Consider the following 22,000-nt stretch of genomic DNA (forward strand, 5'->3'; position numbering starts at 1 on the left):
ACCGATCAGCCGGATGGTTCGATACCCAACCGAAACGTGCCGGAAATCCGAGAACCCCATTTCGCGCGACCGGAGCCGTTAGAGTCCGGAAATTGCGGCACGGACGGTAGTCGAGTCCGTCGCAGCACGTTCCTGACCGATCTACACGTCCCCGGAGGACCTGCGTGGCCCCAACCGTGAGGAAGCGACTCGCAGCAGTGAGTACGCGACCGAAATCCGCGAGGAAACGCACGAGGCGAGGGTCGGTCACCCGGCAACTCGGCCGTGCGTTCGTCCTCGTCCTGCTCGGCCTCGTCGCGGCGATCGCTTTCGGCGGTCCCGCGGCGGCGCAGGAACCCACCCCGCCGCCCCCACCGCCCGCGACGAGCGGGCAACCGGCGCCCCCGGAGAACGCGGTGCGGGTCAGCGGCAATCTGAACAACGCCGGCGAACGGCTCGCCGACGTCGAGGTGCGCGCTCTCGATTCGTCGGGCAACGAGGTGGCGAAGGCGACGTCGGAGTCGAACGGCCGCTGGGAAGTCCAGGTCGCGCCCGGCACGTACACGTTCGAGATCGTGGCGGACTCGCTTCCCGACGACGTCAGCGTGCAGGGCACCGTGCAGCGGGAAGTGGTGGCCGGTCGCACCAACACGGTGATCTTCTCGTTCGGCGAGGCCCGCACCGGTTCCGCGGTCCCGTTCTACGAGAAGCTGATTCGCCAGACTATCGACGGACTCCGGTTCGGCCTCGTCATCGCCATCGCCGGTGTCGGGCTGAGCCTGATCTACGGCACCACCGGCCTGACGAACTTCGCGCACGGCGAACTCGTCACCCTCGGCGCGGTCGCGGCGTGGGTGATCAACGTGACGTTCGGTGTGCAGCTGATCCCGGCCACGATCCTCGCGGTCTTCGTGGGAATCCTGATAGGTCTGCTGAACAACGCCGCGATCTGGAAACCGCTGCGAAAACGCAAGACCGGCCTGATAGCGCAGCTGGTGGTGTCGATCGGACTCGCGATCTCCCTGCGCTACCTGATCCTGATCTTCTTCTCCGATCGCGCGGAGCCGTTCGTCGACTACCAGGCCCAGGTGGAGAGGCACTGGGGTCCGATCGCGATCACCGACGCCAACCTCGTGAGCATCGCAATCAGTCTCGTCGTTCTCGTCGGAGTGGCCCTGCTGCTGCAGAAGACGCGCATCGGCAAGGCCATGCGCGCGGTGTCCGACAACCGCGACCTGGCCGCGTCCTCCGGCATCGACGTCGAACGCGTGATCCGCTTCGTGTGGGGTCTCGGAGGCGGTCTCGCCGCGCTCGGCGGCGTCCTGTTCGGCATCTCCGAACTCGGCGGCCGCGTGCAGTGGGAAATGGGCTTCAAACTCCTGCTGCTGATGTTCGCCGGCATCACGCTCGGTGGACTCGGCACCGCCTACGGCGCACTGCTCGGCTGTGTGATCGTCGGTCTGCTCGTCCAGCTGTCGACGCTGGTGATCAACCCCGACCTCAAGTACATCGGAGGACTGCTCATCTTGATCGTCATCCTGGTCGTCCGGCCTCAGGGCATTCTCGGCAGCCGGCAAAGGATCGGGTGAGGGCATGGACATCACAGGAGCACTCCAGGTCTCGCTCGCCCAGCTGATCGGCCCGTCCGCGATCTTCTACGCGCTGCTCGCGATCGGCCTCAATCTGCACTTCGGCTACGCCGGACTGCTGAACTTCGGTCAGATCGGTTTCGCACTCCTCGGCGGCTACGGCGTCGGGATCATGACCGTCACCTACGAGCAGCCACTGTGGGTCGGCATCCTCGTCGGTCTCGCCGCGGCCGGCCTCTTGGCCGTCGTCCTCGGTATCCCGACGCTGCGGTTGCGGGCCGACTACCTCGCCATCGTCACGATCGCCGCGTCCGAAATCCTGCGGCTGATATTCCGCTCCACCGCTTCGGATTCGATCACCGGATCCACCAACGGCCTGTTCGGCTTCGCGGACCCGTTCACGACGCTCAGCCCGTTCGACTCGGGTAAGCAGTACAACTTCCTCGGCGTGAAGTTCTACGGCGACGACCTCTGGTCGATGGTCGTCGGATGGACGCTCGTCCTGGTGCTGTGCGGGTTCGTGTACCTCCTGACGCACAGTCCGTGGGGCCGCGTCCTCAAGGCCGTCCGCGAAGACGAGGACGCCGCACGCGCGCTCGGCAAGAACGTCTTCGTCTACAAGATGCAGGCGCTGGTCCTCGGCGGCATGATCGGCGGACTCGGCGGCGTGTTCAACGCACTGCAGACCAAGTCGATCAACCCCGACTTCTACTCCACCGCGCAGACGTTCTTCGCGTTCGGCGCCCTCATCCTCGGCGGCGCGGCGACGGTCTTCGGACCGGTGGTCGGGGCGATGCTGTTCTGGTTCCTGCTGGCCATCCCGGACGCCCTGTTGCGGCAGGCCATCTCCGGGCCGGAGCCGCTGCTGCCGCTGACGGAACAGCAGGTCGGGGCCATGCGGTTCGTCCTGCTCGGCATCATGATCGCGGTGCTGATGGTCTTCCGGCCACAGGGCATACTGGGCAACAAGCGGGAGGTGCAGCTCAATGCCTGACCACAGACTGCCGGATCAACTGCAGACCGACACCGTGCTCACCGCCGAGGAACGGGCCTCCATCTTCACCGACGTCCCGCACTCCCCCGGCGCACCGAAACCCGACCCGATCCTCGTGGTCGACAACGTGTCCCGGACGTTCGGCGGGCTCAAGGCCGTCGACGTGGCACATCTGGAGATTCAGCGCGGCTGCATCACCGGACTGATCGGTCCGAACGGCGCAGGCAAGACCACCCTGTTCAACCTGCTCACCGGTTTCGACCGGCCGGACAGCGGCACGTGGGCGATGGACGGCCAGTCCCTGGGCCGGATGTATCCGCACCAGGTGGCTCGCCGCGGCGTCGTCCGCACGTTCCAGCTCACCAAGGCGCTGTCGAAGCTCACGGTGCTCGACAACGTGCGGCTCGGCGCCACCGGGCAACGAGGCGAGCGGATCTTCAACACGCTTCTGCCGTGGACGTGGAAGGCGCAGGAACGGGCCGTCACCGAACGAGCCAACGAGCTGCTCGCGCGGTTCAAACTCGACACCAAGTCCGACGACCTCGCGGGCTCGCTGTCCGGCGGTCAGCGCAAGCTGCTCGAGATGGCGCGGGCGCTGATGACCGAGCCGACAGTGGTGATGCTCGACGAGCCGATGGCCGGCGTGAACCCGGCACTCACCCAGAGCCTGCTCGGCCACATCAAATCGCTTCGGGACGAAGGCATGACCGTCGTGTTCGTCGAACACGACATGGACGTCATCCGCGACATCAGCGACTGGGTGGTGGTGATGGCGCAAGGCAGTGTGATCGCCGAGTCCACACCGGAGCAGCTCTCGTCCAACAACGCGGTGGTCGACGCCTACCTGGGCAGCCACCACGATCAGGCACTCGAGTTCGACGACGAGGGAAATCCGGTGGGCGCGACGGCCGTTCTGGCCGAGGCACTCGAGAACGCCGAGGCCGAAACCCTCGAGACCGGCGGCGACCTCTCCGAACCCGACATCACCGAGCTGAGGCGTGAGAACCCATGACCGAACCGACCCCAGCGGAATTCGCGGCCACACCCGAGGAGCATGCCCGGCTCGCCGAGGGTGCCCTCGTCCGCGCGGACGGCGTGGTGGCCGGCTACATCCCCGGCGTCAACATCCTCCGCGAATGCAACTTCTTCCTGCGCGAGGGTGAGATCGTCGGCATCATCGGCCCCAACGGCGCCGGGAAGTCCACGCTCCTCAAGTCACTGTTCGGGCTGATACCGGTGCGTGAAGGATCGGTGACCCTGCGCGGTGAGGACATCACGTCGAAGCCGGCCCACGTTCTCGTGCAGAAGGGCGTCGGGTACGTCCCGCAGACGCAGAACGTCTTTCCGTCGCTCACCATCGAGGAGAATCTCGAGATGGGGATGTATCTGCGCCCCAAGCTCTTCGCGGAGCGATTCGCGTTCGTCGGCGACCTCTTCCCGCTGCTCGTCGAGCGGAAGAAGGTGAAGGCGGGCGCCCTGTCCGGCGGTGAACGGCAGATGGTCGCCATGGGCCGGGCACTGATGATGGATCCGTCCGTGCTGCTGCTCGACGAACCGTCCGCGGGACTCTCCCCGATGTTCCAGGACGAGGTGTTCATCCGCTGCAAGAGGATCAACGCGGCGGGCGTCTCGGTGATCATGGTCGAGCAGAACGCCCGCCGGTGCCTGCAGATCTGCGACCGCGGGTACGTCCTGGACCAGGGCCGCAACGCCTACACCGACTCGGGCCCCAACCTGATGCACGACCCGAAGGTGATCGAGCTGTACCTCGGGACCCTCGCGGGACGTCAGGAGAAGAAGTAGGTCCGGTAGTTCCGGACACGACTGTGGGCCAGGTTTCCCTGGCCCACAGTCCGTTTCAGGTGAGTGCGATCACCCGCCGACGACGATGTATCCGTCCGTCGTCAGCTTGTTGTCGGCACCGAACTTCAGCTTGCCGTACGAACCGATGGACGGCTCGCCTGCGGCGGTGAAGTCGAGCTTGCCGGTGATGCCGTTGTAGTCGACGTCCGTGCCGGCCTGCACGAGCGGCAGGCACTCCTGGTACGACGTGCACGGAGTGCCACCCTCGGTGACGGCGTTGATGTTCGCGGCGATGTCGCGACCGGCCGTCGACTTCGCGGCTTCCGCGGCGAGCGAGGCAACGACCACGGCGTCGTAGGATTCACCGGCGTAGTTGAAGTCGATCAACCCCGGGTTGATGCCTTTGAGGCGATCCTGGAAGGCCGGACCGACGTCGGTGAGGGGCGTGGTGCCCTGCATTCCGTCGAGCAGCGGTGGGGCCACCGACTCGCCGAGCGCGTTACCCATGTTGCCGTCCACGCCGTAGACCTTCATGCCGTCGGACGGGCCGATGCCGACCTCGTGCATACGGGTGATGATCTTCGCCGACTCCTCGAATCCGACCACCGCGACGGCGTCGGGGGCGAAGTCCTTGACCTGGTCGACCTCCGAGTTGAACGACTGCGCGTTGGGGTCGTAGATGATCTTCTGGATCTGATCCTCGGGGATGCCCGCGTCGACGAGGTTCTTCTGGATGTTGTCGGCGAGCCCGGTTCCGTACGGGTCGTTGAGGGCCAGGATGGACACGCGCTGGCCGCCGTCGTCCGAGATGAGTTGCGACACAGCCTGAGCCTGCAACACGTCGGTGGGAGCGGTGCGGAAGTACTGGCCCTTGTCCGGGTAGCAGACGAACTGGTCGGACGTGTTGGCCGGGGAGAACATCACGACGCCGGCGCTGGACACCTTGTCGATGACCTTCAGCGACACCGAGGACGACGCCGCACCGATGATCACCTGGGTGCCCGCGGCCAGTTCCCGGTCCACGGTGGTGTTCGCCGTGTCGGTGGTGGTGTCGCCCGAGTCGCCGGGAATCAGTTGGACGGGCTGGCCGAGAACCCCACCGGCCGCATTGACGTCATTGACGCCGAGCTGGGTGCCCGCCACCATCGGCGGTCCGAGGAAGGAGAGGCTTCCCGTGTCGGGAAGCAGGGTGCCGATCTTCAGCGGCGCCGTCGACGGGGCACCCGCTGCCGCCGCCTCTTCGGGCGTGCAGTCGGTGGAAACAGTGGTGGCCGAGGCAGAGCTGTCACTCCCACTCGCGGAGTCGTCGCCACTGTCCGAACTACAACCTGCCAGTGCGAGTGATGCCGCGCCGAGAACCGCGGCCGCCCGCACGAGGGTCCGTTTAGCCATCCAAACTCTCCTTAGATCACCTGAGTGCGGGCGCCACCCGAGTTGGCGTCCGCTGTGGGATCAGACGCTAGCGGTCCGGCGGCTTTCGCGATCCGTCCAGAAAGGCTCGTGACCTTACTGTGATCTGAATACGACGAGTGTTTACGCGGCCGTAGCGTGGCGAGCCTCAGGCGCCGACGAGAAGGCGCACGGAGTCGACGACCACCTGGCGTCGGCGGGCTCGGTCCGCGGGGGCCGAGGCGCCGAGTTCCGGAGTCTGCGTGTGCCAGGACATCGCGACGGACCGGACGACGGCGAGCAGTTCCACGGGCTCGAATCGGGTTGGCAGCACACCACTTCTCTGCGCTCGCTCGATGTCGGCGAGCTTCGACCGGTTGGACGCGGCCACCACCTGCAGTGGTTCACCGTCGGGCCGCTCGAGCTGGTACCAGGTGGCGAGCCGGAGCGTCGCCGGGTTGTTCTCGTACAGGTCGAACGAGCGCCCCGCGTAACCCGGGAGATCGGTGGCGTCGAACCGCACCCGCTCGGTGAAGGCCACCACGTGGGCGGCGAAGACCGCGTCGAACAGCTGCCCCTTGTCGCCGAAGTACGCGTAGATCATCGATTTGTTCGCCTTGGCGGCCAGGGCGATGCGGTCGACCCGCGCCCCGGCGATGCCGAATGACAGTTTCCCTCGGCAGGTGTTCCATGGATTTCGTCAGCACCAACCAGTCAGTTGCAAGCTGACGTGAGGGAAGACACCATGGCGAAGACGTGGCTCGTCACCGGAAGCTCACGCGGTTTCGGCAGGGAACTCGCGACAGCGATCCTCGACGCCGGCGATAATCTGGTCGCCACCGCCCGGCAGCCCGAACAGCTGACCGACGTGGTCGGCACGTACGGCGACCGGGTTCGGACGGTCGCCCTGGACGTCACGGACGCCGCGGCCGCCCGTTCCGCGTACGCTGTCGCCGTCGACGAGTTCGGGGGCCTCGACGTGGTGGTGGTGAACAACGCCGGCTACGCCAACAGCGTCCCGATCGAGGAAATGGACGACGAGGACTTCCGGCAGCAGATCGAAGCCAACTTCTTCGGCGTCGTCAACGTCACCCGCGCGGCACTGCCGATCCTGCGCGAGCAACGCAGCGGCTGCTTCGTGCAGTTCTCCTCCGTCGGAGGTCGCGTCGGTGGCACGCCGGGGCTGAGCGCGTATCAGGCAGCAAAGTTCGCCGTCGAGGGATTCTCCGAAGTCCTGGCGGCCGAGGCGAAACCGTTCGGCGTGAAGGTGCTCATCGTGGAACCCGGGGCATTTCGGACCGACTGGCAGGGTTCGTCGATGAAACGCAGCTCGGTCGGCCCCGACTACGAGGCGACGGTCGGCGTGATGAACCGCTACCGGGAGACCACCGACGGCGCCCAGCCCGGAGACCCGGCCCGGGCCGCTCGGATCATCCTGGATGTGGTTGCCGCCGAGGACGCCCCGCTGCGCCTGCTATTCGGGGCCGGCGCCGTCGAGATGGCCGAGAAGTCGTCCCGCGAACGCGCCGCCGAGGCCCGGCGGTGGGCCGGCGTCAGCCGCTCCGCGGACTTCCCCGCCGGCGCCTGACGCTTCGAAAACGCATCGGCTGTTGCCGATCTCGCGGGTCAGCTGGTGGGAGCTTCCCCACCGAGGGTCTCGAGCACCACCTGCGCGACCGCCTTCATGGTCGACCGGCGGTCCATAGCGGCCCGCTGGATCCACTTGAACGCTTCGGGCTCGGTCAGGGACTGCTTCTCCATCAACACGCCCTTGGCGCGTTCCACGATCTTGCGGGTTTCCAGTCGCTCCGACAGATCGGAGATCTCCCGCTCGAGCGCCGTCACTTCCTTGAACCGGCTCGCCGCCAACTCGACCGCAGGCACCAGGTCGGCCGAGGAGAACGGCTTGACGAGATACGCCATCGCCCCGGCGTCCCGAGCCCGCTCCACCAGCTCGCGCTGGCTGAACGCTGTGAGAATGACCACGGGCGCAATACGTTTCGCGGCGATCTCCGACGCCGCATCGATACCGTCGCGACGGGGCATCTTCACGTCCATGATCACGAGGTCCGGTTTGAGCTCCACCGCCAGGTCGACGGCGGCCTGCCCGTCCCCCGCCTCACCGACCACGTCGTAGCCCTCTTCCCGCAGCATCTCGACCAGATCGAGCCTGATCAGCGCCTCGTCCTCGGCCACCACGACCCGTCGCGGCTGCGACGGCACACCTTGCTGCTGGGGAGCGTTCACGGCCACCATTCTCCTCTGCTCGGACGACCCCGGCGCGGGGAGCGAACGTTAGAAGGGTACCGGTGGTTGACTCCCGACGGCGATCTTCTACAGTGGTACAGCGCAACACGCCCTCGTATCCCAATTGGCAGAGGAAACGGATTCAAAACCCGTCCAGTGTGAGTTCGAGTCTCACCGAGGGCACTGCCAGGATTTCTCCGCGAATCGCAGGTCGGATACTTTCTCCGACCTGCGATTCGCATCTCGTCGCCCGTTACGGTGTTGCCGTCACCACTGCCCGCCCGCGACCTGCCGGGTGGCGGCGTTGAGACGGTTCCACAGGTTCACGGTGGCAATCGACAGGACCAGCGACGCGAGCGCCTGCTCGTCGTAGTGCCGGGCGGCCTCGTTCCACACATCGTCGGGCACCGGGTCCGAACGATCGCTCAACCGGGTCATCGACTCGGCCAGCGCCAGGGCCGCGCGTTCGGCGTCGCTGAAGTACGGAGCCTCCCGCCACGCCGCCACCGCGAAGATCCGCTCGTTGATCTCCCCCTCCTTCTCCAGCTCACGCGAATGCATGTCCACGCACACGCTGCAGCCGTTGATCTGACTCGACCGCAGATGCACGAGCGCGTGGGTCACCGGCGGCACGTCCGCCTTCGACGCTGCCTTTCCCAGAGCCAGCAGAGACTTCATGGCGTCGGGAACGATCATCGCGGGGTTGGTCATTCGGGCTTTCATGATTGTCTGCCTCCAAAGGTATTCGGGTGAGGTGATGTCACACCGGTTGATTTTCGTTCTCACTGACATGACGAACCGCGACGGCAGAATGTGACAGATGAACGACAACGAAGTTCTGGCGCACCGCTTCGAGGAGAACCGGACGCATCTGTCGGCGGTCGCCTACCGGTTGCTCGGCTCGATCAGCGAAGCGGAGGACGCCGTGCAGGAGGGCTGGCTCCGGCTCAGCCGTGCCGAGGCGTCGGAGGTGGAGAACCTGCGGGGTTGGCTGACGACGGTGGTCGCCCGGGTGTGCCTCGACATGCTCCGCTCACGGAAGACTCGCCGTGAGGAGCCCCTGGACGTCCATGTGCCGGATCCGATCGTGAGCGAACTGGACGTGGCAGATCCCGAGCACGAGGCAGTGCTCGGCGACTCCGTCGGACTCGCGCTGCTGGTCGTTCTCGACACGCTGACGCCCGCTGAGCGGCTCGCATTCGTGTTGCACGACTCGTGCGCGGAGCCCGCGCCGTCAGCGAGCAGGCCCTCACCTTCTCGCGCTTCGCTCCTTTCGCCCGGCTCGCGCTGGTGAACGGCGCCGCCGGGGTCGTGACCGCACCCGAGGGAAAAGCCATGTCGGTCATGGCCTTCACCATCGCAGGTGGGAAGATCGTCCGGATCGACATCCTCGCCGACCCGCACCGCCTGCAGCGTCTGGGGCTCTCCACTGTCGGCGACTGACGACCCCGCAGGTAGCGGCGGTTTTTTGTGGCCGATCCTGGGGATCTGCGCCGTCCTGCCAGTACCATGGTGGGACAGGTACGCCCTCGAGCACGGAGGTCACCCATGGAGCTCGGCACCGTCACTTTCACCTACGACGGGCGCGTAGCCCTTCGATTCCAGCAAGCGCTCTCGCACTCGCCGGAGAAGGTGTGGCGAGTTCTCACCGACCCGCAGTACCTGAAGGCCTGGTTCCCCGCCGACGTCGAGTTCGACCTCACTCCGGGTGCCGACCTCGTCTTCCGGGTGACGCCGGAGCAGGTGCGCCGATTCGGATTGCCCGCAGATCAGACCACCACCGGGACGGTCATCTCGGTTCATCCCGCGCACATCCTCGAGTACCTGTGGGACGCCGAGACGCTGCACTGGGAACTCGTCCCCGACGGCAGCGGAGGCTGCTGGCTGACGCTCACCCACACCGTGGAAGAAGAAGAATCCGCCTACGCGCACGCCGCCGGCTGGCACGCGGGACTCGAGGTGGTCGAAGCGCAACTGGACGGCCGCGAGGTCGACTGGTCCCCGTGGGATCGCGCCGACGAACTCGCCGCGTCCTACCGTAAGTCGTCCTGACCACCGGTTCACCGACAGGGAGGAGTGCGTATCCCGGGCAGCACGACCACACCGGCAGCGACCTTCGTGAAGGAGGTCACCGGAGCGGCGACGCGGCGCTGGGGTGTGCACGGCACCGACCTCGGCTGTCCCACGCGCCTGGCCGACGGCAGGGTCGCGTTCCTCTTCGGCGACACGTTCAGCTCACCCGGCCGACACGGCAGGCGGTGGCGCAGCCCCGTGATGTTGCGCTCCACCACAACCGATCTGCGCGGCGGCATCGAGTTCGAATCCGCGGCCGGCGGTCGGACGGCGAGGGAGATCCTCCCCAACGCGCACGACGTACGCGAACTTCCCGACCGGGAAGCGGCGGGCAGCGAGTTCACCGTCGTTCCCGCAGACGCCGTCACGATCGGTGATCGGACCTATCTGTCCGTCGTCAGTGTGCACTCGTGGAGGTCGCATGGATGGCCGACGAACTTCACGTATTTCGCCTGGTCCGACGACGGCGGCGAGAACTGGCACCGCTCACCCGCCCGCTGGGACAACCGCGGCGGGTCGCTCGATCAGCTCTGGACCATGGAACGGCACAACGGCTACGTCTACGTCGTCTCGAGCGCGTTCGACCGCACCGATCCGGGCGGGATGATCCTCCGGCGGGTCCCCGAATCGCGCATCCTCGAACCCGGAGCCTACGAGGACTGGGGCTGGGACCGCGGCACGGGGTGGGCGTGGGGACAGCCGGCGACCCCGATCCTGCCGGGCCCCGTCGGGGAGATGTGCCTGCGACGAATCGACGGCACCTGGGTCCTCGCCTACTTCGATCCCACCGCGTACGCGGTCGTCACGCGCACGGCGGCGCGCATCGACGGACCGTGGTCGGAGCCGACCGTGCAGATCGCGGGGGGCGGCTGGGGAGCGATGGACGGCACGTGGGCGCAGATCTACGGCGGATTCATCCATCCGGCGTCCACGCTGGACGAGCTGCATCTGTTTGTATCGCAATGGAACACGACGACCGGAGATCCCTACCGCGTCCTGCAGTTCACGACTCGGCTGGACGCCGGGTAGCTCGCTGGACGAATCCCGCTGGTCACCCCACGAGTTCCGACTCCGTCCACCGCCCCTCCCCCTCGAGTTCCACCCCGCGGGAATGGAATTGGTTGAGGGTGCTGCGGTGGCCCACGCTCACCACGATGCTGTCCGGGAGTTCGGTCCTGAGCAGGGTGTAGAGCGTGTACTCGAGGCCCTCGTCGATCGCCGACGTGGCCTCGTCGAGGAAGATCACCGCGGGACGTGCGATCAGCACCCGCGCGAACGCGAGACGCTGCTGCTCACCCGGGGACAGGATCCGCGTCCAGTCGGCGGTCTCGTCGAGCTGATCCCCGAGATTGCCGAGCGACACCTTCGACAGCGCAGCGCGCACGACGTCGTCGGCCGCCGTCGGCTCCTTCGGGTACGCCAGGGCGGTCCGCAGCGAACCGAGCGGCAGGTACGGCCGCTGGGACAGGAAGATGGCCTCCCCCGAGGGCCGCGACACCGTGCCGTCGGCGTACGGCCACAGATCGGCGAGCGTGCGGAGCAGGGTGGTCTTGCCCGAGCCCGAGGGGCCCTTGACCAGCAACGACTGCCCGGGGGTGACGGTGAGCTCGAGGCCCTCGATGAGGGTCTGTCCGGTCGGGATGCGCACGTCCAGCTTCTCGACCTGGAGGTCGTCGCCCGACTTTCCGGTCTTCAGGATCGGGAGTTCGGCGGCGTGCTGGTTGTCGTTGGCCAGACCGTTGAGTCGGATGAGGGTGGCGCGGAAACTCGCGAAGTCGGCGTACGACTCGCGGAAGAAGGACAGGGAGTCGTGGACCTGGCCGAAGGCCTGCGACGTCTGCATCACGTCACCGAGCGACACCTGACCGGTGAACAGTCGCGGACCCTGCACGAGGAACGGGAAGATGACGGCCGTCTGGTTGACGGTGAGGTTCCATCCGCTGAACTTCAACGTCCGGAACACGATCTGCCACATGTTCCGGATGACGTCCGCGAACCGTCCGGCGAGCGTGCGGCGCTCGACGTTCTCGCCGCGGTAGAACGCGATGCTCTCCCCGTACTCCCGGACCCGGATCAGCGCGTAGCGGAAGTTGGCGCCCAGTTTCTCGTTGAGGAAGTTCAGCTTGATGAGGGGCTTGCCGATCCAGAACGCCACCACCGTGGTCACCAGCACGTAGATGTAGACCAGGAAGATCATCGCCCGCGAGATCTCCACGCCGAACACCGTCATCGGGCCGGACAGATCCCACAGGATTCCCGTGAACGACACGATCGACAGCACGGCGGTCACCGCGCCCATCGACAGCGAGCGGGACGTGGTCACGAAGTTGGTGATGTCGGCCTGGACGCGCTGATCCGGGTTGTCGATCGCGTCGTCCAGGAACCGGTCGCGGTAGTAGGCGCGGCTGTCGAGCCAGTCGTCGACGAGATGGTGGTTGAGCCACGTCCGCCAGTCGATGTCGAGCGTCTGCCCGATCAGGTACTCGATCAGGGCCCGCACCACGTGGACCGTCGCCAGAATGGCGAATACGCGGAGGAAGTGCCAGAACGCCGGCTCGTCCAGATTCTGGATCGAATCGTAGAAGTCGTTGTACCAGTATGAGAACAGCACCGTCATCCGCACCGCGAAGACCGTCGACAGCAGCAGCAGCGCCAGGATGGTCAACGGCTTGAGGCTGCGCCGCGGATCGAAGTACGGCGCGGCGAAGCGCCAGAACTGCCTACCCCATTTGGTGAACCGCGCGAGCAGTATCACTACGACGACGAACGCGACGACAGTCATGACGTAGGCCTTGAGCAGCCACATCGCGCTGTCCCATACGACGTTGTTCCAGTCCACGACCCATATCCCCGATCACGAGGTGAAACTCACCAGAAAAGATGGCGAAGTCTAACCCCGGACCTCGGTCATCGGCGAGAGATACGCGCAGGACACGCGTCGATCCGCACCCACACCTCGCCCGATGTCCCATTTGGGCGGTTTCGGCCGCACGGACGGGACATCGGGCAGGGAGAACTGGACGACGTTGACGGGGATCTACGAGTCCTTCTCGGGCTCAGGCTTTTTCAGATTGCCTTCGTCGTCGACGTAGTCGTCGAAGGCGGTACCCGACACCGTCCCGTCGGAGCCGGGGAGGACTACCGTCTCGCGGGCGCCCGGCTCGTAGCGGGCGTCGATCTCCGCCACCTTCTTCTTGGCTTCGGCAAGCGCCTCGTCGTCGGGAAGGGGAACTTTGCTCACGGCCGGCCGGCCGGAGTTCTTCTGCTCGGGTGCGTCTGCGCTCATAGTGCACGTCCGTTCCGTTTCGGAGATTCCAGACCGACCATACGCCGCACCCACCAGCTGAACTACCGTTCAAAACCGTTCGGTGGCAAAGGAATGGCGGGGCCGCTACTTCCGCGGCGGGAAGTGGCGGATGAGACCCTCCTGGACCACGGTGGCCAGCAACTCGCCCTCGAGGGAGAAGAAGCGCCCCGTCGCGAGGCCGCGGGACCCCGCCGCCACCGGCGATTCGGTGGCGTAGAGCGTCCAGTCGTCGAACCGGAACGGCCGGTGGAACCAGATGGAATGGTTGACGGTGGCCGCGACGATCCGATCCAGCCCCCACGACAGTCCGTGGGTGGTGATGATGGAATCCAGGACCGTGGTGTCCGACGAGTAGCCCATGACGGCCACGTGAATCAGCGGATCGTCGGGAAGGTCGCCGTCCGATTTCATCCAGACCCGGTTGTGGGTGAGCTTCTCCCCCGTGCCCTTCATGATCCACGACGGGTCGTTCGCGTAACGCATGTCGATCGGCTTGAGGGCGTCGACGAACATCTTCAGGCGATCCTCGTACCCCAGGAAGTGGTCGCCCAGTGGCGGCAGCGTGTCCGGGAACGGGACGTCGGGCACCTCGACCGCATGCTCGAGACCCTTGCCCCAATCCTGGAACGCCGCCAGCATGACGAACAGTTCCTCACCGTTCTGCAGCGCAGTGACCTGACGGTTCGCGAAGGCCCGCCCGTCACGGTGCCGCGCGACACGGTATTCGATGGGTTCCTTGACGTCGCCGCCGCGGATGAAGTGGGCGTTGATCGCGTGCACGGCACGCTCGCCGCTCACGGTGCGGCCGGCGGCGACCAGTGCCTGGGAAATCAACTGGCCGCCGAACGTCCGGCTACCCACCTGCGCGGGATGCCGACCTCGGTACGTGTCCTCCCCGGTCCTCTCGAGATCGAGAAGTTCGAGCAGGGTCTGGAGATCGGTCTTCGCCGCGACATCGCTCACCTAGTGGTCCTCTTCGCCGATTCTGTGGACGTGGATCAGGTTGGTCGAGCCTACGGTGCCGGGCGGCGACCCGGCCACGATGACCACCAGCTCGCCCTTCTGGTACCGGCCCAACCCGAGCAGCGCGTGGTCGACCTGCCGCACCATCGCGTCGGTGCTGTCGACCGGATCGACGATGAACGTCTCGGTGCCCCACGTCAGCGACAACTGGCTGCGCACCTCCGGCAACGGGGTGAACGCCAGCAACGGCAACGGCGTGTGCAGACGCGCCAGGCGACGCACCGTGTCACCGGACTGCGTGAACGCGACCAGCGCCTTCGCATCCAACCGCTCCCCGATGTCGCGGGCAGCGTACGAGATGACACCCCGCTTGGTGCGCGGCACATGCGTCAGCGGCGGCACCTGGGTGGACTCGTTCTCCACCGCCTCGACGATCCGCGCCATGGTGCGCACCGTCTCCATCACGTACTTACCGACCGACGTCTCACCGGACAGCATGACGGCGTCCGCACCGTCGAGGACCGCGTTCGCGACGTCGGACGCCTCGGCGCGGGTGGGCCGCGAGTTCTCGATCATCGACTCGAGCATCTGGGTGGCCACGATGACCGGCTTCGCGTTCTCCCGGGCGATCTGGATCGCCCGCTTCTGCACCAGCGGCACCTGCTCGAGCGGCAACTCCACACCGAGGTCACCACGGGCGACCATCACCGCGTCGAACGCCAGCACGATGGCCTCGAGGTTGTCGATCGCCTCCGGCTTCTCGAGCTTCGCGATCACCGGGATCCGGCGACCGACCCGATCCATCACTTCGTGAACCAGTTCGATGTCGGCCGGCGACCGCACGAACGACAGGGCGATGAAGTCGACACCGAGGCCGAGCGCGAACTCGAGGTCCGCGATGTCCTTCTCCGACAGCGCCGGGACCGACACGTTCATCCCCGGCAGGGACACGCCCTTGTTGTTGCTGACCGGGCCGCCCTCGGTGACCCGGCAGATCACGTCGTTGCCGTCCACACCGGAGACGACGAGACCGACCTTGCCGTCGTCGACGAGCAGCCGGTCGCCCGCCTTGGCGTCCTCGGCGAGCTGCTTGTAGGTGGTCGACACCCGGTCGTGGGTGCCCTCGACCTCGTCGACGGTGATCCGCACTTCCTCACCGTTGGCCCACGTGGTGCGACCCTCCGCGAACCGGCCGAGCCGGATCTTCGGGCCCTGGAGGTCGGCGAGGACGCCGACCGCCTTCCCCGTCGCGTCCGAGGCCGCCCGGACGCGTTTGTAGTTCTCCTCGTGATCGGCGTGTTCGCCGTGGCTGAAGTTCAGCCGAGCCACGTCCATACCGCTTTCGACGAGCTCGCGAATACGGTCACCGGTGGCGGTAGCAGGTCCAAGTGTGCATACGATCTTCGTGCGTCGGTTCACGGCCTCGAGCCTAGTCGTCCCGCGCGCCCTTCTCCATTTAGACGACTGCCAGCGGGAGCGCCGTCGGATGCACCGGCGACGGGAGATCCGACGCCCCGGTCAGATACACGTCGACGGCGTGCGCCGCGGACCTGCCCTCCGCGATCGCCCACACCACGAGCGACGCGCCGCGGTGCGCGTCCCCGCAGACGAAGACCCCGGGTGCGGTGGTCTGCCAGTCCGGTCCGCAGGAGAGCGATCCGCGCCGGGTGGGTGACAGCCCGTAGTCGTCGAGCAGCGGCCCGAGATCGACCCCCTCGAATCCGATCGCGAAAAGTGCCAGTTCGCACGGCAATTCGATCTCCTCGCCGACCGGCGTGATGATGCGCTTGCCGTCCTCGCGGGCGACCCGGACCTCGGCGAGCACCATGGATCGGACGTTCCCGTTCTCGTCACCGAGGAAACGCTGCACCGCGACCTGGTATCGGCGGACACCGCCCTCGGCGTGCGCGGGCGACGTGCGCAGCACCATCGGCCACGCGGGCCACGGCGTCGCGGCCTCGTCCCGTTCCGTCGGCAGCTCCGGGTTGTAGTCCAGCTGGGTCACCGACAGCGCGCCCTGGCGGTGCGCCGTGCCGAGGCAGTCGGCCCCGGTGTCGCCGCCGCCGATGATGACGACGTGCTTGCCCTTGGCGGTGATCGTCGCGGGACCGTCACCCTCGCATTCCTTGTTCGAGGTGACGAGGTGTTCCATCGCGAGGTGGATCCCGTTCAGCTCCCGGCCCTCGACGGTCGTGTTGTCACGGCCCCGCAGCGCGCCGATCGCGATAACGACGGCAGCGAAATTCTCGCGCATCTGCTCCACGGTCAGGTCGACGCCGACCTCGCAGTCGGTGACGAAATGCGTTCCCTCGGCACGCATCTGCATGAGGCGCTGATCGAGGATCGCCTTCTCCATCTTGAATTCCGGGATGCCGTACCGCAGCAGTCCCCCGAGCCGGTCGTCGCGCTCGTAGACGGTGACGTCGTGCCCCGCCCGGGTCAGCTGCTGAGCCGCCGCGAGACCGGCCGGACCGGAACCGACCACCGCCACCTTGTGGCCCGTGGCGATCATCGGCGGCTTGGGGACCACCGTGCCGGACTCCCACGCGACGTCGGCGATGGCCTGCTCGATCCGCTTGATGGTGACGCTGCCGGTCGTGTGTGTGTCGGCGAGCGAGAGGACGCACGCCGACTCGCACGGCGCCGGACACACCCGCCCGGTGAACTCCGGGAAGTTGTTGGTCGCGTGCAGCCGCTCACTGGCCGCCGACCAGCGGCCGCGCCGCACCAGGTCGTTCCACTCCGGAATCAGGTTACCCAGTGGGCAGCCCGCACTTCCCGAGTGGCAGAACGGGATTCCGCAGTCCATGCACCGGGCGGCCTGCTCGGACACCTCGGCGGCCCGCTCCGCCGGACTCTGCGGCGTGTACACCTCGTGCCAGTCGTGCACCCGTTCCGCGACCGGACGCTTGCTCGCCTCCTTCTTGACGATGTGCAGAAAGCCCTGTGGATCAGCCACGTGCCGCCTCCATGATCGCAGTGTCGACGTCGAGTCCCTCGGCCTTGGCCATCCGGGTCGCGTCCAGCACCCGCTGGTAGTCCACCGGCATCACCTTGGTGAACAACGCGGAGCGGCGGGGCCAGTCGGCGAGCACCGACGCCGCCACCGCGGAACCGGTCCACCGGTGGTGCCGGGTGACCGCGCCGCACAACCAGTCGAGGTCGTCCGGGTCGGGTTGCAGGAGCTTCACCATCGCCGGGTTCACGTCCTCGGGGTCCAGGTCGAGGACGTACGCGATGCCGCCGGACATGCCGGCCGCCATGTTCCGGCCGGTCGGTCCGAGGATCACGACCCGTCCGGCCGTCATGTATTCGCAGGCGTGGTCGCCGACGCCCTCCACGACGGCCGACGCACCGGAGTTGCGCACGGAGAAGCGTTCGCCGACACGTCCCCGGAGATAGAGCTCGCCCGAGGTGGCACCGTAGAGCAGGGTGTTGCCCGCGATCACCTGGGTTTCCGGGACGAACAGGACGTCGTCGGCGGGACGGACCACGATCCGCCCGCCCGACAATCCCTTGCCGACGTAGTCGTTGGCGTCCCCGGTCAGGTCGATGGTGATGCCCGGCGGCAGGAACGCACCGAGCGACTGCCCGGCCGAACCGGTGAACGTGAGCCGGATCGTGTCGTCCGGCAGCCCGGCGGCGCCGTACCGGCGGGTGACCTCCGCGCCGAGCAGCGTGCCGACCGTCCGGTTGACGTTGCGCACCGGCATCTCGATCTCCACGGCGTGCGCGTCCTCGAGGGCACCCTCGGCCAGCTGGATGAGCGTGCGATCCAGTGCCCGGTCCAGTCCGTGGTCCTGATCGCGGTCCCGGCGCCGCTGCGGCAGTGGCGCCCCGTCCGGCCCGGTGGGCACCGCGAAGATCGGCGTGAGGTCGAGTCCGCGGTTCTTCCAATGCGCGATCCCCTGGGCGGTCTCGAGGACATCCGCGTGACCGACGGCCTCGTCGATGCTGCGGAACCCGAGGTTCGCCAGGTACTGGCGCACGTCCGCGGCGACGAACCGGAAGAACTCCTCCACGAACTCCGGTTTGCCGGTGTACCGCTTGCGCAGCTCCGGGTTCTGGGTGGCGACACCGACCGGGCAGGTGTCGAGGTGGCAGACCCGCATCATGATGCAACCCGCCACGATCAGCGGGGCTGTCGAGAACCCGAATTCCTCCGCACCCAGCAGCGCCGCGACCACGACGTCCCGCGCGGTGCGCATCCCGCCGTCGCACTGGACGGTGATGCGGTCGCGGAGACCGTTGAGTACCAGCGTCTGCTGGGCGTCGGCCAGCCCGATCTCCCACGGCGCCCCGGCATGCTTCATCGACGTCAGCGGCGTCGCGCCGGTTCCGCCGTCGTTCCCGGAGATCAGGACCACATCGGCGTGCGCCTTGCTGACGCCGGCGGCGACCGTTCCCACCCCCACCGAGCTGACCAGCTTCACGTGGACCCGGGCCCGATCGTTGGCGTTCTTCAGGTCGTGGATCAGCTGCGCGAGATCCTCGATCGAGTAGATGTCGTGGTGCGGCGGCGGCGAGATGAGCCCGACCCCCGGCGTCGAGTGCCGGGTCTCCGCGACCCACGGGTACACCTTGTACGCCGGCAACTGGCCGCCTTCACCGGGCTTGGCGCCCTGCGCCATCTTGATCTGGATGTCGCTGGCGTTGATCAGGTAGTCGCTGGTGACGCCGAATCGCCCGCTCGCCACCTGCTTGACGGCGCTGCGGCGGGACGGATCGTAGAGGCGGTCGACGTTCTCGCCGCCCTCGCCCGTATTGGAGCGTCCGCCGAGATTGTTCATCGCGACGGCCATCGTCTCGTGGGCCTCGGCGGAGATGGAGCCGTAGCTCATCGCGCCGGTGTTGAACCGGGTGACGATCCGCTCGACCGGTTCCACCTCGTCCAGCGGCACCGGCGGGCGCACGCCGTCGCGGAACGTGAACAGACCACGCAGTGCCCCACCGGCCTCGGCCAGCCGGTTCACCTCGTCGCTGTACTTCGCGAACACCTCGTGCTGACCGGTGCGGGTGGCGTGCTGCAGCAGGAACACTGTCTCCGGGGTGAACAGGTGCAGTTCGCCGTCACGGCGGAACTGGTACTCGCCGCCGTCCTCGAGCCGCCGGTGGGCGAACTCGGCCGGGTTGTCCGGGTACGCCTGGCGGTGGCGGACGGTGACCTCTCGGGCGATCTCGTCGAGACCGGCGCCACCCAGCTTGCTGACGGTGCCCTTGAAGTATTCGTGGACGAGGTCGCGATCCAGGCCGATCGCCTCGAACACCTGCGCCGCCGTGTACGAGCCGACGGTGGAGATGCCCATCTTCGACATCACCTTGAGCACACCCTTGCCGAGAGCGGTGAGGTAATTCCGCACGGCGATCGTGTGCTCGACGCCGGTGAGTTCGCCCTCGGACACGAGGTCCTCTATCGACTCCATCGCGAGGTACGGGTTGACAGCCGCGGCGCCGTACCCGATGAGCAGCGCCAGGTGGTGGACCTCGCGGGCGTCACCGGATTCGACGACCAGCGCCACCTTGGTGCGTTCCTTGGTCCGCACCAGGTGATGGTGCACCGCGGCGACCGCGAGCAGTGACGGGATCGGCGCGCGGGTGTGGTCGGAGTCTCGGTCCGAGATCACCAGCGTCCGGTAGCCGTCCGCGATCGCGGCGCTCGCCTGAGCCCGCAATTCCTCGATCGCCTCGGCCATCCCCGCACCGCCGCGCTCCACGTCGTACAGCGCGCGCAGCACCGTCGCGGCCAGGCCCGGATGGTTGCCGTCCGCGTTCACGTTGATGATCTTGTTCAGCTCTTCGTTGTCGAGCACCGGCCACGGCAGCACGATCTGCCTGCACGACGCCGCGGTCGGCTCCAGCAGGTTCTGCTCCGGGCCCATGACCCGCGACAGCGATGTCACGATCTCTTCGCGGATCGCGTCGAGCGGCGGGTTCGTGACCTGCGCGAACAGTTCGACGAAGTAGTCGTAGAGCAGCCGCGAACGCTGCGACATGACGGCGATCGGCGTATCCGTCCCCATCGAGCCGAGGGGCTCGCCGCCGGACGCGGCCATCGGCGCGAGCAGGATGCGCAGATCCTCCTCGGTGTACCCGAACGCCACCTGCCGTCGCACCACCGACTCGTGGTTGTGCTGCGCGTGCGGGCGATCCGGCAGCGTCTTCAGTTCGAGCAAACCGGCGTACAGCCACTCGGCGTACGGTTGCTCCGCCGCGAGCCGCATCTTGATCTCCTCGTCGGGCACGATCCGGCCCTCCGACGTGTCGACGAGGAACATCTGGCCCGGTTCGAGCCGGCCCTTCGCCACCACCTCCGCCTGCGGGACGTCGAGGACGCCGCTCTCGCTCGCGAGGACCACCCGCCCGTCGACGGTCTGCCACCAGCGTCCCGGACGCAGCCCGTTGCGGTCCAGCACGGCGCCGACCACGGTCCCGTCGGTGAACGTCACACACGCCGGTCCGTCCCACGCCTCCATCAGCGATGCGTGGAACTGGTAGAACGCCCGACGGTCGGGGCACATCGACGTGTCGTTCTCCCACGCCTCCGGCACCATCATCATCACCGCGTGCGCCACGCTGCGGCCGGCGAGGTGCAGCAATTCGAGCACCTCGTCGAACGACGCCGAATCCGACGCGTCGGGGGTGCAGATCGGATACAGCCTGCGCAGGTCACCCGGGATCATCGAACTCGACAGCAACGCCTCGCGGGCGCGCATGCGGTTCCGGTTGCCGCGGACCGTGTTGATCTCGCCGTTGTGCGCGACGAACCGGAACGGATGCGCGAGCGGCCAGGACGGGAACGTGTTGGTGGAGAACCGGCTGTGTACGATCGCGATCGCACTCGCGATCCGCGGGTCGCGCAGATCCGGGAAATACCGTGACAGCTGGGACGTGGTCAGCATCCCCTTGTAGACGACGGTCCGGCTCGAGAGGGACGGGAAGTACACGCCGCTGCCCTCGGACTCGACCTCGGGAGTGACCTGCTCGGCCCGCTTGCGCAGCGGATAGACCAGGCGTTCGAGTGCCGGCCCGCCGGGCCGGATCCCGCCGACGGCGGGTGCGGTGACGAACAACTGGCTCATGTGCGGTTCGCAGGCCCGGGCCGTGGAACCGACGTCCGCGCCGTCGGGATCGACGGGCACCCGACGCCAGCCGAGGATCTCGAGCCCCTCCTCGGCCGCGAGGTCGGACACGCGTCGTTGCGCGGCAGCCCGCGCCTGCGGGTCCTGCGGGAGGAAGCAGATGCCCGCCGCGTACGTGCTGCTGCCGTCGTCGAGCGGCGCCGGGAGATCGAACTCGACGACCTCCCCGAAGAATTCGGTGGGGAGCTGGAGAAGGATGCCGGCGCCGTCTCCGCTGTTCGGTTCCGATCCTGCCGCACCGCGGTGCTCGAGATTCTCGAGGGCAAGGAGTCCGTCGGAGACGATGGAGTGTGAGCGGCGGCCGTGCACGTCCGCCACCATGGCGACGCCACAGGAATCGACTTCCTGGTCCGGGTCGTACAAGCCCTGAGGACCGGGCAACTGAGAGAACAGCACCGATATACCTCCACATCGGCCAGGAAGACCACCAGTGTGTGCGCTCCGCACGTGCTGTCGGCGGCCTCCGCTAGCGGGGTCGCCACGACGGGCGCTAACTGCTTTTCGGGGGTCTACCGGG

The 22,000-nt window shown here is 67.2% G+C and carries 17 protein-coding genes, 1 tRNA gene and 1 pseudogene; 9 read left to right on the forward strand and 10 right to left on the reverse strand.

Translation table 11 applies throughout. From position 1 onward, the window contains the following. The first annotated feature begins 197 nt into the window (after positions 1–197). From ACFVJ3_RS13355 to ACFVJ3_RS13370, 4 genes are read left to right on the forward strand one after another with little or no spacing between them, the layout of a single operon-like run. On the forward strand, positions 198–1,568 hold the full coding sequence (locus ACFVJ3_RS13355) for a branched-chain amino acid ABC transporter permease (RefSeq protein WP_378452481.1): 1,371 nt from the start codon (positions 198–200) through the stop codon (positions 1,566–1,568). A 4-nt stretch (positions 1,569–1,572) separates the two neighbouring features. Next, positions 1,573–2,562, forward strand: a complete 990-nt coding sequence (locus tag ACFVJ3_RS13360) for a branched-chain amino acid ABC transporter permease (protein WP_378452482.1) — start codon at positions 1,573–1,575, stop codon at positions 2,560–2,562. Beyond that, positions 2,555–3,574: an ABC transporter ATP-binding protein gene (locus ACFVJ3_RS13365; protein ID WP_378452483.1), complete on the forward strand. Its 1,020-nt coding sequence runs from the start codon at positions 2,555–2,557 to the stop codon at positions 3,572–3,574. Before ACFVJ3_RS13360 ends, ACFVJ3_RS13365 begins: the two co-directional genes overlap by 8 nt. After that, on the forward strand, positions 3,571–4,365 hold the full coding sequence (locus ACFVJ3_RS13370; RefSeq protein WP_378452484.1) for an ABC transporter ATP-binding protein: 795 nt from the start codon (positions 3,571–3,573) through the stop codon (positions 4,363–4,365). Before ACFVJ3_RS13365 ends, ACFVJ3_RS13370 begins: the two co-directional genes overlap by 4 nt. A gap of 69 nt (positions 4,366–4,434) precedes the next feature. Here ACFVJ3_RS13370 and ACFVJ3_RS13375 read toward each other — a convergent pair whose 3' ends face one another. After that, positions 4,435–5,757, reverse strand: coding sequence for an ABC transporter substrate-binding protein (locus ACFVJ3_RS13375; RefSeq protein ID WP_378452485.1), 1,323 nt, complete (start codon positions 5,755–5,757; stop codon positions 4,435–4,437). A gap of 166 nt (positions 5,758–5,923) precedes the next feature. Beyond that, positions 5,924–6,424, reverse strand: coding sequence for a TetR family transcriptional regulator (locus ACFVJ3_RS13380; protein ID WP_378452595.1), 501 nt, complete (start codon positions 6,422–6,424; stop codon positions 5,924–5,926). Between the two features lie 75 nt (positions 6,425–6,499). Here ACFVJ3_RS13380 and ACFVJ3_RS13385 point away from each other — a divergent pair, with 75 nt between their 5' ends. After that, positions 6,500–7,342 carry an SDR family NAD(P)-dependent oxidoreductase gene (locus tag ACFVJ3_RS13385; RefSeq protein WP_378452486.1) on the forward strand — a complete coding sequence of 281 codons (843 nt, stop codon included), beginning with the start codon at positions 6,500–6,502 and terminating at the stop codon, positions 7,340–7,342. 38 nt (positions 7,343–7,380) lie between these two features. Here ACFVJ3_RS13385 and ACFVJ3_RS13390 read toward each other — a convergent pair whose 3' ends face one another. Next, the gene (locus ACFVJ3_RS13390) at positions 7,381–8,010 is read right to left on the reverse strand and encodes an ANTAR domain-containing response regulator (RefSeq protein WP_378452487.1); all 630 of its coding nucleotides are present in this window, start codon (positions 8,008–8,010) and stop codon (positions 7,381–7,383) included. A gap of 100 nt (positions 8,011–8,110) precedes the next feature. On the opposite strand from ACFVJ3_RS13390, the gene ACFVJ3_RS13395 reads away from it, so the two are divergent. Next, positions 8,111–8,184 (forward strand) — tRNA-Leu (locus ACFVJ3_RS13395). 84 nt (positions 8,185–8,268) lie between these two features. Here ACFVJ3_RS13395 and ACFVJ3_RS13400 read toward each other — a convergent pair. Further along, the gene (locus ACFVJ3_RS13400; protein WP_378452488.1) at positions 8,269–8,724 is read right to left on the reverse strand and encodes a carboxymuconolactone decarboxylase family protein; all 456 of its coding nucleotides are present in this window, start codon (positions 8,722–8,724) and stop codon (positions 8,269–8,271) included. 97 nt (positions 8,725–8,821) lie between these two features. Here ACFVJ3_RS13400 and ACFVJ3_RS13405 point away from each other — a divergent pair. From ACFVJ3_RS13405 to ACFVJ3_RS13415, 3 genes and pseudogenes are all read left to right on the forward strand, one after another. Further along, positions 8,822–9,444: pseudogene (locus ACFVJ3_RS13405) on the forward strand (sigma-70 family RNA polymerase sigma factor). A gap of 105 nt (positions 9,445–9,549) precedes the next feature. Beyond that, on the forward strand, positions 9,550–10,053 hold the full coding sequence (locus ACFVJ3_RS13410; RefSeq protein ID WP_378452489.1) for an SRPBCC family protein: 504 nt from the start codon (positions 9,550–9,552) through the stop codon (positions 10,051–10,053). A gap of 24 nt (positions 10,054–10,077) precedes the next feature. Next, a complete protein-coding gene (locus ACFVJ3_RS13415) occupies positions 10,078–11,103 on the forward strand; it encodes a DUF4185 domain-containing protein (RefSeq protein WP_378452490.1) in 1,026 nt (341 codons plus the stop codon). 22 nt (positions 11,104–11,125) lie between these two features. On the opposite strand, the gene ACFVJ3_RS13420 is transcribed toward ACFVJ3_RS13415, so the two are convergent. The 6 genes from ACFVJ3_RS13420 to gltB all read right to left on the reverse strand — a co-directional run bounded on the left by ACFVJ3_RS13420 (position 11,126) and on the right by gltB (position 21,879). Then, entirely contained in the window at positions 11,126–12,913 is a 1,788-nt protein-coding gene (locus ACFVJ3_RS13420) for an ABC transporter ATP-binding protein/permease (protein WP_378452491.1), read from the reverse strand. Between the two features lie 198 nt (positions 12,914–13,111). After that, positions 13,112–13,360 (reverse strand): hypothetical protein, encoded by a 249-nt coding sequence (locus tag ACFVJ3_RS13425; protein ID WP_378452492.1) that lies wholly within the window; start codon positions 13,358–13,360, stop codon positions 13,112–13,114. Positions 13,361–13,465: 105 nt separating this feature from the next. After that, positions 13,466–14,344 (reverse strand): acyl-CoA thioesterase, encoded by an 879-nt coding sequence (locus ACFVJ3_RS13430; protein ID WP_378452493.1) that lies wholly within the window; start codon positions 14,342–14,344, stop codon positions 13,466–13,468. After that, positions 14,345–15,763, reverse strand: a complete 1,419-nt coding sequence (gene pyk / locus ACFVJ3_RS13435; RefSeq protein ID WP_378452494.1) for a pyruvate kinase — start codon at positions 15,761–15,763, stop codon at positions 14,345–14,347. 37 nt (positions 15,764–15,800) lie between these two features. Continuing rightward, positions 15,801–17,303 carry a glutamate synthase subunit beta gene (locus tag ACFVJ3_RS13440; RefSeq protein WP_378452495.1) on the reverse strand — a complete coding sequence of 501 codons (1,503 nt, stop codon included), beginning with the start codon at positions 17,301–17,303 and terminating at the stop codon, positions 15,801–15,803. Then, positions 17,296–21,879: a glutamate synthase large subunit gene (gene gltB, locus ACFVJ3_RS13445; protein WP_378452496.1), complete on the reverse strand. Its 4,584-nt coding sequence runs from the start codon at positions 21,877–21,879 to the stop codon at positions 17,296–17,298. The genes ACFVJ3_RS13440 and gltB overlap by 8 nt, the downstream gene beginning before the upstream one ends. Positions 21,880–22,000 lie beyond the last annotated feature (121 nt).

Origin of the sequence: Rhodococcus sp. NPDC127593, from assembly GCF_042671975.1 — a bacterium.
GTDB lineage: Bacteria > Actinomycetota > Actinomycetes > Mycobacteriales > Mycobacteriaceae > Rhodococcus_F.

Bases quoted from the DNA above. Each gene is read 5' to 3' on its own strand.
- ACFVJ3_RS13360 (WP_378452482.1), top strand. From the start codon at position 1,573: ATGGACATCACAGGAGCACTCCAGGTCTCGCTCGCCCAGCTGATCGGC.
- ACFVJ3_RS13365 (WP_378452483.1), top strand. From the start codon at position 2,555: ATGCCTGACCACAGACTGCCGGATCAACTGCAGACCGACACCGTGCTC.
- ACFVJ3_RS13370 (WP_378452484.1), top strand. From the start codon at position 3,571: ATGACCGAACCGACCCCAGCGGAATTCGCGGCCACACCCGAGGAGCAT.
- ACFVJ3_RS13375 (WP_378452485.1), bottom strand. From the start codon at position 5,757: ATGGCTAAACGGACCCTCGTGCGGGCGGCCGCGGTTCTCGGCGCGGCA.
- ACFVJ3_RS13385 (WP_378452486.1), top strand. From the start codon at position 6,500: ATGGCGAAGACGTGGCTCGTCACCGGAAGCTCACGCGGTTTCGGCAGG.
- ACFVJ3_RS13390 (WP_378452487.1), bottom strand. From the start codon at position 8,010: ATGGTGGCCGTGAACGCTCCCCAGCAGCAAGGTGTGCCGTCGCAGCCG.
- ACFVJ3_RS13400 (WP_378452488.1), bottom strand. From the start codon at position 8,724: ATGAAAGCCCGAATGACCAACCCCGCGATGATCGTTCCCGACGCCATG.
- ACFVJ3_RS13410 (WP_378452489.1), top strand. From the start codon at position 9,550: ATGGAGCTCGGCACCGTCACTTTCACCTACGACGGGCGCGTAGCCCTT.
- ACFVJ3_RS13425 (WP_378452492.1), bottom strand. From the start codon at position 13,360: ATGAGCGCAGACGCACCCGAGCAGAAGAACTCCGGCCGGCCGGCCGTG.